12 protein-coding genes are annotated in these 13927 nt (G+C 54.9%); 5 read left to right on the top strand and 7 right to left on the bottom strand.

Going from position 1 to position 13927, the window contains the following annotated elements; translation table 11 throughout:
- Positions 1-30 precede the first annotated feature (30 nt).
- Genes surA through apaH form a run of 5 tightly spaced genes read left to right on the top strand, consistent with a single transcriptional unit; the run spans position 31 to position 4426 of the window.
- Entirely contained in the window at positions 31-1326 is a 1296-nt protein-coding gene (surA, locus tag P6287_RS03405) for a peptidylprolyl isomerase SurA (protein ID WP_101762137.1), read from the top strand.
- Complete coding sequence (gene pdxA / locus P6287_RS03400) at positions 1316-2308, top strand: 4-hydroxythreonine-4-phosphate dehydrogenase PdxA (RefSeq protein ID WP_277974508.1); 993 nt, start codon at positions 1316-1318, stop codon at positions 2306-2308. The genes surA and pdxA overlap by 11 nt, the downstream gene beginning before the upstream one ends.
- Positions 2301-3125: a 16S rRNA (adenine(1518)-N(6)/adenine(1519)-N(6))-dimethyltransferase RsmA gene (gene rsmA / locus P6287_RS03395; RefSeq protein ID WP_008108647.1), complete on the top strand. Its 825-nt coding sequence runs from the start codon at positions 2301-2303 to the stop codon at positions 3123-3125. Before pdxA ends, rsmA begins: the two co-directional genes overlap by 8 nt.
- Before the next feature lie 4 nt (positions 3126-3129).
- On the top strand, positions 3130-3507 hold the full coding sequence (gene apaG, locus P6287_RS03390; protein ID WP_101762139.1) for a Co2+/Mg2+ efflux protein ApaG: 378 nt from the start codon (positions 3130-3132) through the stop codon (positions 3505-3507).
- A gap of 49 nt (positions 3508-3556) precedes the next feature.
- Positions 3557-4426: a bis(5'-nucleosyl)-tetraphosphatase (symmetrical) ApaH gene (apaH, locus tag P6287_RS03385; protein ID WP_277974507.1), complete on the top strand. Its 870-nt coding sequence runs from the start codon at positions 3557-3559 to the stop codon at positions 4424-4426.
- A gap of 54 nt (positions 4427-4480) precedes the next feature.
- Here the strand turns inward: apaH and folA are convergent, their stop codons facing one another.
- The 7 genes from folA to fkpB form a co-directional block, all read right to left on the bottom strand.
- Positions 4481-4963, bottom strand: a complete 483-nt coding sequence (gene folA / locus P6287_RS03380) for a type 3 dihydrofolate reductase (protein ID WP_101762141.1) — start codon at positions 4961-4963, stop codon at positions 4481-4483.
- A 285-nt stretch (positions 4964-5248) separates the two neighbouring features.
- On the bottom strand, positions 5249-6391 hold the full coding sequence (locus P6287_RS03375) for an autotransporter domain-containing protein (RefSeq protein ID WP_101762142.1): 1143 nt from the start codon (positions 6389-6391) through the stop codon (positions 5249-5251).
- Between the two features lie 236 nt (positions 6392-6627).
- Positions 6628-9852 carry a carbamoyl-phosphate synthase large subunit gene (gene carB / locus P6287_RS03370; protein WP_101762143.1) on the bottom strand — a complete coding sequence of 1075 codons (3225 nt, stop codon included), beginning with the start codon at positions 9850-9852 and terminating at the stop codon, positions 6628-6630.
- A 13-nt stretch (positions 9853-9865) separates the two neighbouring features.
- Positions 9866-11014, bottom strand: a complete 1149-nt coding sequence (gene carA / locus P6287_RS03365) for a glutamine-hydrolyzing carbamoyl-phosphate synthase small subunit (protein WP_101762144.1) — start codon at positions 11012-11014, stop codon at positions 9866-9868.
- Positions 11015-11483: 469 nt separating this feature from the next.
- The gene (dapB, locus tag P6287_RS03360) at positions 11484-12299 is read right to left on the bottom strand and encodes a 4-hydroxy-tetrahydrodipicolinate reductase (RefSeq protein WP_137385134.1); all 816 of its coding nucleotides are present in this window, start codon (positions 12297-12299) and stop codon (positions 11484-11486) included.
- Positions 12300-12520: 221 nt separating this feature from the next.
- A complete protein-coding gene (ispH, locus tag P6287_RS03355; protein WP_064737614.1) occupies positions 12521-13474 on the bottom strand; it encodes a 4-hydroxy-3-methylbut-2-enyl diphosphate reductase in 954 nt (317 codons plus the stop codon).
- Positions 13455-13925 carry an FKBP-type peptidyl-prolyl cis-trans isomerase gene (gene fkpB, locus P6287_RS03350; RefSeq protein ID WP_101762146.1) on the bottom strand — a complete coding sequence of 157 codons (471 nt, stop codon included), beginning with the start codon at positions 13923-13925 and terminating at the stop codon, positions 13455-13457. Before fkpB ends, ispH begins: the two co-directional genes overlap by 20 nt.
- Between the last annotated feature and the right edge of the window lie 2 nt (positions 13926-13927).

Below are 13927 nucleotides of genomic sequence, written 5' to 3'. Positions count from 1 at the left end.
CCGCAGTGCGGAAACAACAATGGATAAAGTATGAAGAACTGGAGAATGCTGATTCTTGGTGTAGCGATTACCGCTAACACTGCGTTCGCAGCCCCACAAGTGGTTGATAAAGTTGCCGCAGTCGTGAACAACGGCGTGGTACTGGAAAGTGACGTTGATAACATGATGCGCACCGTGAAATCACAGGCGCAGCAGGCAAACCAGCAACTCCCTGATGACAAAACCTTGCGTCATCAGATCCTTGAACGCCAGGTCATGGATGCCATCATTCTGCAAATGGGTGAAAGAGCGGGCGTGCAGATTACCGATCAGCAGCTGGATCAGGCAATTCAGAACATTGCCGCCCAAAACCGCATGAGCCTCGATCAGCTGCGTAGCCGTCTGGCCTACGACGGTATGAACTACAACGATTACCGTGCGCAAATCCGCAAAGAGATGCTGATTTCAGAAGTGCGTAACAACGAAGTGCGTCGCCGCGTCACTATCCTGCCGCAGGAAGTGGATACGCTGGCTACGCAGGTGGGTGCGCAGAACACGCAAGGTACTGAGCTGAATATCAGCCAGATCTTGCTGCCGCTGTCAGAAAACCCGACGCAGCAGCAGGTTGACGACCAGGAAACGCTGGCGCGCCAACTGGTTGCTCAGCTGAAAGGCGGTGCCGACTTCGGCAAGCTGGCCGTGACTTACTCAGCCGATCCGCAGGCGCTGAAAGGCGGCAATATGGGTTGGGGCAAAATCGAAGAGCTGCCAACGCTGTTCTCGCAGGCGCTAAGCACCGCGAAGAAAGGCGATATCGTCGGTCCAATCCGTTCAGGTGTTGGTTTCCACATCCTGAAGGTGAACGACCTGCGTGGCGAAAGCAAAAGCATCTCTGTGACTGAAGTGCATGCGCGTCACATTCTGCTGAAGCCGTCACCGATCCTGACCGACGCTCAGGCGCAGGCCAAAATCGAACAGATTGCAGCGGATATTAAAAGTGGTAAAACCACCTTCGCCGCAGCGGCCAAACAGTTCTCCGACGATCCGGGTTCGGCTAACCAGGGCGGCGATCTCGGCTGGGCATCTCCAGAAATTTACGATCCGGCATTCCGTGATGCATTGCTGAAGCTGCAGAAAGGCCAGGTCAGCCAGCCGGTTCACTCCTCATTTGGCTGGCACTTGATTCAGTTATTGGATACGCGTCAGGTTGATAAGACCGATGCCGCGCAGAAAGAGCGCGCCTATCGCATGCTGTTCAACCGTAAATTCGCGGAAGAGGCGCAAACCTGGATGCAGGAACAGCGCGCCAGTGCTTACGTGAAAATTCTGGATAACAATGGTCAGTAATTATCGTGTGGTGATCACGCCCGGCGAACCCGCCGGGATTGGTCCCGACCTCACCCTGCAACTGGCGCAGCAAAACTGGCCGGTTGAATTGGTGGTCTGCTGCGACGGCGAGCTTTTGCGCCGTCGCGCTGCTTTATTGGGTTTGCCGCTGACGCTGCGTGACTATCAACCTGGCGTTGCGGCACAACCGCAGCAGGCCGGCACGCTTACGCTGCTGCAGGTCGATACCGCTCAGCCAGTGACCGCCGGAGAACTCTGCGTCGCAAACAGTCACTACGTGCTGGAAACCCTGACGCGCGCCTGTGACGGTAGTCTGAATGGCGAATTTGCCGCGCTGATTACCGGTCCGGTGCACAAAGGCGTGATCAACGATGCGGGCATTCCGTTTACCGGTCATACCGAGTTTTTTGCCGATCGCGCCGGTGGCAATGTAGTGGTGATGATGCTGGCAACAGAAGAGTTGCGTGTGGCATTGGCTACCACCCATCTGCCGCTGAAAGATGTTTCTGCCGCAATTACCCGCGACACGCTGCATGAAGTGATCACCATTCTGCATCGGGATCTGCAGCAGAAGTTTGGTTTACCGCATCCTCATATCTTCGTCTGCGGCCTTAATCCGCATGCCGGCGAGAGCGGCCATATGGGCCGCGAAGAGATTGATACCATCATTCCGGCCCTCAACGAACTGCGCCAGCAAGGCATCCAACTTACCGGACCTCTGCCAGCCGATACGCTGTTCCAGCCGAAATACCTGCAACATGCCGATGCGGTTCTGGCGATGTATCACGACCAGGGCTTGCCGGTGCTAAAATTTCAGGGGTTTGGCCGCGCGGTGAATATCACACTTGGCCTGCCCTTTATCCGGACTTCTGTCGATCACGGCACCGCGCTTGAATTAGCCGGTCTCGGTCAGGCAGAACCGGGCAGCTTTATCACGGCGCTTAATCTCGCCATCACTATGATCAAGAGCAGTAATGAATAATCGCGTCCATCAGGGGCATTACGCCCGTAAACGTTTCGGGCAGAACTTCCTGAACGATCAGTACATTATCGATAGCATTGTCTCCGCCATTCACCCGCAAAAAGGTGAAGCTATCGTGGAAATCGGCCCCGGCTTGGGTGCATTAACCGAGCCGGTAGGCGAACGTCTGGATGAGCTGACCGTGGTCGAGCTGGACCGCGACCTTGCTGCGCGTCTGCAAACGCACCCGTTCCTCGGTCCTAAGCTGACCATTTTCCAGCAGGATGCCATGACCTTTGATTTCTCTGCGCTGGCGCAAGAGAAAGGTCAGCCGCTGCGCGTGTTCGGCAATCTGCCGTACAACATCTCGACGCCGCTGATGTTCCACCTTTTCAGCTATACTGGTTCGATTAAAGATATGCACTTCATGCTGCAGAAAGAAGTGGTGAATCGTTTAGTCGCCGGTCCGGGCAGCAAAGCTTATGGTCGTTTGAGCGTGATGGCGCAGTACTATTGCCAGGTTATTCCTGTGCTCGAAGTGCCACCAGAATCCTTCACGCCGGCACCGAAAGTGGAATCGGCTGTGGTGCGTTTAGTGCCGTACATGCAGCCACAGTATCCGGTCAGCGATATTCGTCTGCTGAGCCGTATCACCACGGAAGCCTTTGGTAAACGCCGTAAAACGCTGCGCAACAGCCTTGCTCATATGTTTGCGGCTGGTGCGCTGGATCAATTAGAAATCGATGCCTCGCTGCGTGCAGAGAACGTCTCTGTGGCGCAATATTGCCAACTGGCAAACTGGTTGAGCAAGCATCAGGCAGAAACTCCGGAGAGTTGAGTGCATGAGTGATTTGGCCCGCGTCTGTATCCATGTGCATAGCCAGTATGTGGAGTCGCAATCCTTGCCCGACGAGGATCGCTACGTGTTTGCCTACACCATCACCATTCGCAATTTGGGGCGCAGCAACGTCCAGCTGCGTAGCCGTTATTGGCTGATCACCAACGGCAACGGTCGCGAGACTGAAGTGCAAGGTGAAGGCGTGGTCGGCGAACAGCCGCACATTGCGGCCGGCGGCGAGTATCAGTACACCAGCGGCGCGATTTTGGAGACGCCGATGGGCACCATGCAAGGCCACTATGTGATGATCGACGATGCGGGCGAAGAGTTCCACGTCGAGATTCCGGTGTTCCGACTCGCGGTGCAAACCCACATTCACTAATCCTCCTCCGCCCGGCCCGTCCGGGCGGCGCGTTTTAATCGGACTGACAATGAGTACATACCTGATTGGCGATGTTCATGGCTGTTATGACGAGCTTCGTGCGCTGTTGGCGCAGGTTGACTTCGATCCGCAGCAGGACACCTTATGGCTTACCGGCGATTTGGTGGCGCGCGGCCCCGGTTCGCTCGATGTGCTGCGCTATGTAAAATCGCTGGGAAGTTGCGTGCGCCTGGTGCTGGGTAATCACGACCTGCATTTGCTGGCGGTGTATGCCGGTATCAGCCGTAACAAGCCGAAAGATCGCCTGACGCCGCTGCTGGAAGCCGATGATGCCGATGAGTTGATTAACTGGTTACGTCGTCAGCCACTGTTGCAGGTAGATGAAGTGAAGAAGCTGTTGATGGCGCATGCGGGCATTACGCCGCAATGGGATTTAGAGACAGCGCAGCTGTGCGCGCGTGAAGTGGAAGCGGTGCTCTCCAGCGACAGCTATCCGCTGTTTCTGGATGCGATGTATGGCGACATGCCAAACAACTGGACGCCGGAACTCAGCGGTCTGGCGCGACTGCGCTTTAGCACTAATGCGCTGACGCGCATGCGCTTCTGCTTCCCGAACGGCCAGCTGGATATGATCTGCAAAGAGTCGCCTGAATCAGCGCCGCCGCCGCTCAAGCCGTGGTTTAAGGTGCCGGGCAAAATCGACAGCGACTATACGCAGATCTTTGGTCACTGGGCATCGCTGGAAGGTAAAGGCACACCGGAACATGTGATTGGTCTGGATACCGGCTGCTGCTGGGGTGGAACATTGACGCTGCTGCATTGGGAAACCAAACAGTATTACGTACAGGCATCCAATCGCGAACAGGCAATGGCCGAAAGCGCGGTGAGTGCGCATCCACCGTTAAGTGATACGCCGTAAATAAAAAACCCCGCATAAGCGGGGTTTTTTATGGGTCGCCATCACTGGCAACGTTTACTTGCGGCGATCCAGGATCTCGAAGCAGTAGCTGTGCGAGTTCTGCTCATCGGCGTCATGGAATTCGCTGAAGGTTGACTGCCACTCGTCCGGTTCGTAATCCGGGAACTGCGTATCCCCTTCCACTTCCGCATCGATATGGGTCAGGTAGAGGCGATCCGCGCGAGCCAGCATCTGCTCGTAAACGCGTCCACCACCAATCACCATCATCTCTTCGACATCACCCGCCGCTTTTACCGCCTCTTCCAGCGATGTCACCCAGGTGACGCCTTCGTGGTTGCCTGGCTGGCTGCTGACCACAATGTTCAGGCGTCCAGGAAGCGGGCGGCCTATCGATTCAAAGGTCAGACGACCCATAATCACCGGCTTATTCAAGGTATTACGTTTGAACCATGCCAAATCTGCTGGCAGGTTCCATGGCATGGCGTTTTCCATACCAATAATGCGATCCGCTGCCAGTGCCGCGATCAGACTAATCATGTTAAAAGACCTACTGGAAAAAATTGGCGCCATCATACGTAAAGGCGAAACTTTCGTCGATAGGCCGCCCCCGCTATTTGCGTAAAGCTCCGATGCCACCGCACTTTTGTTATTGGACAGAGTTTTACACCGACTTTCCCGGCAATTGCGGGGCGAGGAGCCAGAAATTGCTGACGAGGCGGCACAACTCCGTGCGAAACGTCGCGTTATTGGTATCGCAGTGTAAAGAAAAGCGCACTCTGTGCAAAAAAAGAAAACGGCTCCCGCAGGAGCCGTTGAAACGCTTTAGAAATCGTAGCGTAGACGCACCAGATTCACGTTGCCCAGTGACTTGTCGGTGCTGGAGGTGATGACATATTCGTAGTCGACACGGAAGCCGTAATCCAGCTGCGCACTCACACCAACGCCGTTATCAATACGCTTGTAGTCACGTCCGTTGACGAACTCCAGACGGTCGCCCATGAAGTAAGGCTGAATAGATTTCACCGCATACTGGCCAATTGGGAATTTGTAGCCGGCAAAGTATTCGATGCCCCACGCGTCATCCGCGAAGTAATTGTTAACGGTATTACGTTTGGTTGGGGAGAAGTTCTCATACCAACCCGCTCCGGCTGACAGCGTCCAGTTATCCGGCGTCCAGCTCAGAGCGGTACCGTAGATATTCTGGTCATAGCGTTTGCTGTCGCCATTGCCTGGATTGCGGATATCGGCGCGGGTGTAGTTCCACGCGGTTCCCCACGCCAGGTCTTTGGTGATGTGGTAGTTCACACCCAGCGAGCCGCCGCCTTTACGCTTGTAACGCAGGCCGTTGCCTGGCAGGAACTCATTATCTTCAAACAGGTACGACGCATACACATCCGCATCGCCGAAGGTATTTTTGTACTTCAGCATTTTGCGCGAACGGTAAGAACCATCGTAATCACCATTGATGCCATTGCCCGGCGCTTGCGCCAGCATGTCGTAATCCCAGATATCGGTCTTCGCTCCTACGACATCGTAGTAAACGCTGTTCTGCTGACCAAAGTAGAGCTCACCCAAGGTAGCGCTTTTGAAGCCAGTATAAAGTTGGCGGCGCGAGGTGTTATTCGCACCATCTGCATGATGATTGTCCCAACCCCACCAGGCCGGGAAGTTAACGCCTAGCTCGTAGTAACCGACCCAGCTTACGTCGTCGAACAGGTAATAATTGGCGCTGAAGCGGAAGCGTGAGCCACCGTCGTAGCCATTACGTTTGTACGATTTGTCGTTCACGCCATTCTGATGTTGGAACTGCGGACGAATACTGCCGCCCACTTTGAAGTCGAGACGGCTTAGCGCATCGCCCGCCTGTGGATCCTGCTTGAGTAAAGTAATTTCCGCCTGGCTGGCGAGTGGCGCCGCTGCGAGTAACGCAGCAATAGCGCTGAGAGTGAAAGCACGCATTTGCATTTTTATATCCCAGTTAAGGTGAGCGCTCTATTGGTGAGCGGGCGAAATAGTACGGTGCGCTAACTGGGATCTTATTTATAATTTTGTGCGGATATTCCGAAGTGTAACGCTTTCCGCATCAACTGATAAAACATATGTCAAATCAATAGGATTTTTACAGATAAGGAAATGCGGGCATTGGTAAAAGGATAAAAAAACGGCCCCCGCAGGAGCCGTTAGTGAGTAGCCAATTGGAATCAGCCTTTAATTTGCGCGTGCATTTCCTGCACCGAAATTACCTGCTCCGTTGGATCCGCGTTCAGCGCCATCGCTGTGGCAAAACCGCCGTTCAGCGTGGTGTCGTAATGCACTTTGTACTGTAGCGCACTACGACGAATCAGCTTGGAGTCTTCAATCGCCTGACGTCCCGCCGTGGTGTTGACGATGTAGGTATATTCGCCATTCTTCAGGCGATCCTGAATGTGCGGACGACCTTCATGCACCTTGTTCACCAGACGTGGATTGATGCCCGCTTCGCCCAGCACCACTGCGGTACCGTGTGTCGCATCCAGCTCGAAACCAAACTTCTGCAGTTTTGCCGCCAGGTCGACGATACGTTTCTTATCGCCTTCACGCACTGACAGCAACGCGCGACCGGTTTTCTTCATGTTGCTCTGGGCACCCAGCATCGCTTTAGCGAAGGCTTCAGCGAAGGTGCGACCGACGCCCATCACTTCACCGGTAGAGCGCATCTCTGGGCCGAGAATCGGGTCAACGCCTGGGAACTTGTTGAACGGCAGCACCACTTCTTTCACCGAGTAATACGGTGGAATCACTTCTTTAGTGACGCCCTGCTCAGCCAGCGTTTTACCTGCCATCACGCGCGCGGCAACCTTCGCCAGCGCCACGCCAGTGGCTTTCGACACGAACGGCACGGTACGCGCGGCACGTGGATTCACCTCAATCAGGTAAACTTCATTGTCCTTCACCGCGAACTGCACGTTCATCAGGCCACGTACGTTCAGCTCGAAGGCCAGTTTTTCCACCTGCTGACGCATCACGTTCTGGATTTCAGTGCTCAGCGTGTAGGCCGGCAGTGAACACGCGGAGTCACCTGAGTGCACGCCCGCCTGCTCGATGTGCTCCATGATGCCGCCAATCAGCACGCGCTCGCCGTCGCAAATCGCATCGACATCCACTTCAACCGCGTCGTCGAGGAAGCGATCCAGCAGCACTGGCGCATCGTTAGACACCGATACAGCGGTCTGGAAGTAACGCTTCAGGTCGATTTCGTCGTAAACGATTTCCATCGCACGGCCGCCCAGCACATAAGAAGGACGTACCACCAGCGGGTAACCGATGCCGGCCGCTTTCTCAACCGCTTGTTCCAGCGTGGCAACGGTGGCGTTAGCCGGCTGCTTCAGGCTCAGGCGATCAACCGCCTGCTGGAAACGCTCACGGTCTTCTGCACGGTCAATCGAGTCCGGGCTGGTACCAATCACCGGAACGCCAGCCGCTTCCAGCGCGCGCGCCAGTTTCAGCGGCGTCTGGCCGCCGTATTGTACGATGACGCCTTTCGGCTTCTCAATACGCACGATTTCCAGCACATCTTCCAGCGTGACCGGCTCGAAGTAGAGGCGATCCGAGGTGTCATAATCGGTTGAGACGGTTTCCGGGTTACAGTTGACCATGATGGTCTCGTAACCGTCTTCACGCAGCGCCAGCGCCGCATGCACGCAGCAGTAATCAAACTCGATGCCCTGGCCGATACGGTTTGGACCGCCGCCCAGAATCATGATTTTTTCACGATCCTGGTTTGGATTGGCTTCGCACTCTTCCTCGTAGGTTGAGTACATATAGGCGGTGTCGGTGGCGAATTCAGCGGCGCAGGTATCAACGCGTTTATAAACCGGGTGCAGGTTAAATTGCTGACGCAGCTTACGGATTTCGCCCTCAGATACGCCCGCCAGCGCGGCCAGACGGACATCAGCAAAGCCTTTACGCTTCAGCGCGCGCAGGAACTCCGCGTTCAGCGAGTTCACACCTTCGCGTTCAACCTGCTCTTCCAGACGCACCAGCTCTTCAATCTGCACCAGGAACCAGCGATCAATGTTGGTGAGGTTGAACACACCATCAACTGACATGCCGGCGCGGAACGCATCGGCGATGTACCAGATACGGTCAGAACCGGCATCTTTCAGTTCGCGGCGAATGCGCGTTAACGCTTCTGGATCGTCGAGGCTGACTTTCGGGTCGAAACCGTTGGCACCGACTTCCAGACCGCGCAGCGCTTTCTGCATCGATTCCTGGAACGTGCGGCCAATCGCCATTACTTCACCGACCGATTTCATCTGCGTGGTCAGACGATCGTTGGCACCGGCGAACTTCTCGAAGTTGAAGCGAGGAATCTTGGTAACGACGTAGTCGATAGAGGGTTCGAACGACGCAGGCGTTAAGCCGCCGGTGATGTCGTTCATCAGCTCATCAAGGGTAAAGCCCACCGCCAGTTTCGCCGCCACTTTGGCAATCGGGAAGCCGGTCGCTTTTGAAGCCAGCGCTGACGAACGCGATACGCGCGGGTTCATTTCGATGACGATCATACGGCCATCTTTCGGATTCACCGAGAACTGCACGTTCGAACCACCGGTTTCGACACCGATTTCACGCAGTACCGCCAGCGAGGCGTTACGCATGATTTGATACTCTTTGTCGGTCAGAGTTTGCGCGGGTGCGACGGTGATAGAGTCACCGGTGTGGATGCCCATTGCATCGAAGTTTTCGATCGAGCAGACGATGATGCAGTTGTCGTTTTTATCACGTACCACTTCCATCTCGTACTCTTTCCAGCCAATCAGCGACTCATCAATCAGCAGCTCATTGGTTGGCGACAAGTCCAGACCGCGTTCGCAAATCTCTTCGAACTCTTCGCGGTTATAGGCGATACCGCCGCCGGTGCCGCCCATCGTAAAGGAAGGGCGGATGATGCACGGGAAGCCAACGTCTTCGGCCACCGCCAGCGCTTCTTCCATGGTATGCGCGATACCGGAACGTGCGGTGCCCAGACCAATGCTCTTCATCGCCACGTCGAAGCGACGACGATCTTCGGCTTTATCGATGGCATCGGCAGTTGCACCAATCATGGTGACGCCGAACTCAGCCAGCACGCCCTGACGCTCCAGCTCCAGCGCACAGTTCAGCGCTGTCTGGCCGCCCATGGTTGGCAGCACCGCATCCGGACGCTCTTTTTCGATAATCTTGCGTACCACTTCCCAGTGAATCGGCTCGATATAGGTCGCATCAGCCATTTCCGGGTCGGTCATAATGGTTGCCGGGTTCGAGTTCACCAGAATGACGCGGTAGCCCTCTTCACGCAGCGCTTTACACGCCTGCGCACCGGAGTAGTCAAATTCACATGCCTGGCCGATAACGATCGGGCCAGCACCAAGAATCAGGATGGATTTTATGTCTGTACGTTTTGGCATCGTGGGCTCCTGATTACTTCGCGTTAGAACGGTATGCTTTGATCAATTCGATAAAGTGATCGAACAGTGGCGCCGCATCGTGCGGGCCTGGGCTCGCTTCCGGGTGTCCCTGGAAGCTGAAGGCCGGTTTGTCAGTGCGATGAATGCCCTGCACGGTTTGGTCGAACAGCGACACATGCGTCACGCGCAGATTGGCCGGTAATTGGCTGTCATCAACCGCAAAACCGTGGTTCTGTGCGGTGATCATCACGGTGTTGTTATCAAGATCTTTTACCGGATGGTTGCCGCCGTGGTGGCCGAGTTTCATCTTGATGGTTTTGGCACCGCTCGCCAGCGCTAACAGCTGATGGCCAAGGCAGATACCGAATACCGGAACATCGGTTTTCAGGAACGCCTGAATGGCGTTAATGGCGTAGTCGCATGGCTCCGGGTCGCCAGGACCGTTCGACAGAAAAATACCGTCTGGATTAAGTGCCAGAACCTCTTCCGCCGGAGTTTGCGCCGGCACGACCGTCAGGCGGCAGCCGCGATCCACCAGCATGCGCAGGATGTTGCGCTTGGCGCCGTAATCGTACGCCACCACATGGAACGGCAGCTCTTCCGCCGTTTTCTGCTCCGGCAGGTCACCTTCCAGTGTCCAGCTGCCCTGCTGCCACGCGTAGGTTTCCGCGGTGGTCACCTCTTTCGCCAGATCCATGCCTTTCAAGCCCGGGAACGCCTGCGCTTTCTGCAGCGCCAGTGCGGCATCCGGATTATCACCCGCAATAATGCAGCCGCTCTGTGCACCCTTCTCGCGCAGCAAACGGGTCAGTTTACGCGTGTCGATATCGGCGATGCCAACGATGTTATTGCGCTGCAGGTAAGCTGCCAGACTTTCTTCGCTGCGGAAGTTGCTGGTAATCAGCGGCAGATCGCGAATAACGAGGCCTTGAGCATGGATTTGGCTGGATTCTTCATCGGCGGCGTTAACGCCAACATTGCCGATATGGGGATAAGTGAGGGTAACGATTTGGCGGGAATAGGAAGGATCAGTGAGGATTTCTTGATAACCGGTCATTGAAGTGTTGAAAACAACTTCCCCCACTGCCGACCCCGTAGCCCCGATGGCCCGACCGTGGAATTGGGTTCCGTCTTCCAGAACCAAGAGCGCTGACTTAATCAAAACATCCTCCAGGGAATAAACAGTCACAATATTTGCATATTAATTCAAAAGCAGTACCAGAATCAATGCAAAACCCGCCTGAGTACTCGAATTTTGGCAAATTGCGCGCATTCTAATGATCGCCCCGCACCTTGTCTACAATATGTGGTTATTTTTTTGTATATTTCGGGCAACTGAATGTTAAAAACGGTGAAAGGCGATAAAAGAGTGAGACAACTCGGAAAAATAATCGGTTGCCTGACGGCGATAATGGCAAACTGGTGCTGGCGCGCATAAATTTTTGACCAAACGGTCAAAATTAGCCATCGCAAGCCTGATAATCACTCATCAACTTCGACAAATAAGCACTTCGAACCAATAATATAGCAAAATGGTCATTTACAGATAAAATAAAGGGCAATGATCACATTGCCCTCGTCAATCAAGGTCTTACCGATTGAAATAACCACATCACGATGGTTCACAACACTCACAACATCGATAAATCCAGCACATCACGCATGTCGTAAAGGCCTGATTTCTTGTTCTTTAACCAGCTTGCCGCTTTAACTGCACCATTTGCAAAGGTCATACGGCTGGAAGCCTTGTGGGTAATCTCTACGCGCTCACCAATATCTGCAAACATCGCGGTGTGTTCGCCGACGATATCACCAGCGCGCACGGTAGCAAATCCGATGGTTTGCGCTTTACGCTCACCGGTATGACCTTCACGGGCATACACCGCGTGCTCATCCAGATTCCACTTCATGGCATCGGCAATCGCTTCGCCCATCGCCAGCGCAGTACCTGATGGTGCATCAACTTTGTGACGATGGTGCGCTTCAACGATTTCAATGTCCGCGTAGTCGCCCATCACCTTCGCTGCCTGCTGCAGCAGATTCAGCACCAGGTTGACGCCCACGCTGAAGTTAGCGGCGAACACGATACCAATCTCTTCAGCAGCCGCGCGAATCGCCGCTTTACCTGCTTCATCAAAACCGGTGGTACCGATCACCATCGCTTTGCTGTGCTGTCGGCAAAATGCCAGATACTCCAGCGTGCCTTCCGGACGGGTGAAGTCGATCAGGACATCGAAGTCGTTAACCACCTTTTGCAGGTCGTCAGAGACGATCACGCCCGTTTTACCGATGCCCGCCAGTTCGCCAGCATCTACGCCCAGCAATGACGAACCGCTACGCGCCAGTGCTGCGCCTAGCGCAACACCTTCCGCCTGCTGTACGGCCTGAATCAAATTGCGTCCCATGCGACCCGGCGCACCAACGATAGCAATGCGGATTTCACTCATAATTATTCATTCCTGATACAAATCTATGCATGTAAAGCGTAAACAGGTTAACGGTCAGATAACAGTCACGCCACAACAATAAAGGGATATAAGAATTTTATGCCAGCCGCGAAACATTATCAGTAAAAGCAATCCCGCATGCTGGAAGCAGGATTTTCTACAGCGACAGGCAAAGAAAAGGCCGAACAATGTCGGCCTGATTTTACTGCGGTGTAAACCGCTTACTGCACGTTTCGCACGTCGACGCGCAGCTCTTTTGGTACTTCAAACACGATGTTCTCTTCACGGCCAATCAGCTCAATCGCCGCTTCACCGCCGAGCTCACGCAGACGTTGAATCACCTGTTGCACCAGAATATCAGGAGCAGAAGCGCCCGCTGTTACGCCGATGACCTGCTTGTCTTTGACCCACTCTTCCTGGATGTCATCAGCCGAATCAATCAGCTTCGCCAGCTTACCAGCACGCTGCGCCAGTTCGGCCAGACGGTTCGAGTTAGAGGAGTTTTTCGATCCCACGACCAGCACCACTTCAGCATCACGCGCTAAGACGCGTACCGCTTCCTGACGGTTGGTGGTGGCGTAGCAGATGTCATCTTTGCGTGGACCGATAATCGCCGGGAAGCGCTGACGCAGTGCATCAATCACGTCCGAAGTATCATCGACTGAAAGTGTGGTCTGCGTCATAAAGCACAGGTTGCTCTCATCTTTGACGTTCAGCTTGAACACATCTTCCGGCGATTCCACCAGATACATGCCGCCGTTAGGATTGCTGTACTGGCCCATGGTGCCTTCCACTTCCGGATGCCCCGCGTGACCAATAAGAATCGCTTCAACACCTTTACGGCTAGCGCGCGCCACTTCCATATGAACTTTGGTCACCAGCGGACAGGTCGCATCAAACAGCATGGTGAGGTTACGCGCTTTGGCTTCGGCGCGAACCGCCTGCGATACGCCGTGCGCGGAGAAGATCAGAATGGCGTTATCCGGCACTTCAGCGATCTCTTCAATGAAGATCGCCCCACGTTCGCGTAAGCTACTCACCACGTAGCGGTTATGCACCACTTCGTGACGCACGTAGATGGGCGCGCCGTACATCTCCAGCGCGCGCTCAACGATGCTGATGGCGCGATCGACGCCTGCGCAGAAACCGCGTGGGTTAGCTAACAGGATTTGCATCGTTGGCCTCCAGCGCCGGATCAATCTCCAGCACTTCAATGTCAAACTGAATGCGCTGGCCCGCCAGCGGATGGTTGAAGTCTACGGTGATCGAGTCACCGGAAACTTCACGGATCACGCCAGGCATTTCGCTGCCGCCGCGGCCGCTGAACAGCATGATGGCACCCACTTCCGGCTCGCCCGCATCGTTAAAGTCACGACGTGAGAAGTACTGAACCAGATCCGGGCTGGTGCCGCCAAACGCATCTTCCGGTTCCAGCGTAAAGGCATGCTTGTCGCCCACTTTACGTCCGAGTAGCTGCTGTTCCAGCGCGCCCGACAGGCTGCCATCACCCAGACGGAACAGCGCAGGTTTGCCGTTGGCGCGCGTGGATTCGGCCGTCGAGCCATCCTCCAGCTTCAGCGTAAAATGCACCAGCAACGCGCTATCGCGCTGAACTAAGTCTGTCATCA

It is taken from the genome of Pantoea sp. X85 (assembly GCF_029623675.1).
Lineage (GTDB): Bacteria > Pseudomonadota > Gammaproteobacteria > Enterobacterales > Enterobacteriaceae > Pantoea > Pantoea leporis.
The sequence above is the reverse complement of the archived record's forward strand: the minus strand, read 5'-3'. Positions and strand labels throughout refer to the sequence as shown.

Excerpts from the sequence above, each read along its gene's own strand:
- surA (WP_101762137.1), top strand. The coding sequence starts at position 31 with ATGAAGAACTGGAGAATGCTGATTCTTGGTGTAGCGATTACCGCTAAC.
- pdxA (WP_277974508.1), top strand. The coding sequence starts at position 1,316 with ATGGTCAGTAATTATCGTGTGGTGATCACGCCCGGCGAACCCGCCGGG.
- rsmA (WP_008108647.1), top strand. The coding sequence starts at position 2,301 with ATGAATAATCGCGTCCATCAGGGGCATTACGCCCGTAAACGTTTCGGG.
- apaG (WP_101762139.1), top strand. The coding sequence starts at position 3,130 with ATGAGTGATTTGGCCCGCGTCTGTATCCATGTGCATAGCCAGTATGTG.
- apaH (WP_277974507.1), top strand. The coding sequence starts at position 3,557 with ATGAGTACATACCTGATTGGCGATGTTCATGGCTGTTATGACGAGCTT.
- folA (WP_101762141.1), bottom strand. The coding sequence starts at position 4,963 with ATGATTAGTCTGATCGCGGCACTGGCAGCGGATCGCATTATTGGTATG.
- P6287_RS03375 (WP_101762142.1), bottom strand. The coding sequence starts at position 6,391 with ATGCAAATGCGTGCTTTCACTCTCAGCGCTATTGCTGCGTTACTCGCA.
- carB (WP_101762143.1), bottom strand. The coding sequence starts at position 9,852 with ATGCCAAAACGTACAGACATAAAATCCATCCTGATTCTTGGTGCTGGC.
- dapB (WP_137385134.1), bottom strand. The coding sequence starts at position 12,299 with ATGAGTGAAATCCGCATTGCTATCGTTGGTGCGCCGGGTCGCATGGGA.
- ispH (WP_064737614.1), bottom strand. The coding sequence starts at position 13,474 with ATGCAAATCCTGTTAGCTAACCCACGCGGTTTCTGCGCAGGCGTCGAT.
- fkpB (WP_101762146.1), bottom strand. The coding sequence starts at position 13,925 with ATGACAGACTTAGTTCAGCGCGATAGCGCGTTGCTGGTGCATTTTACG.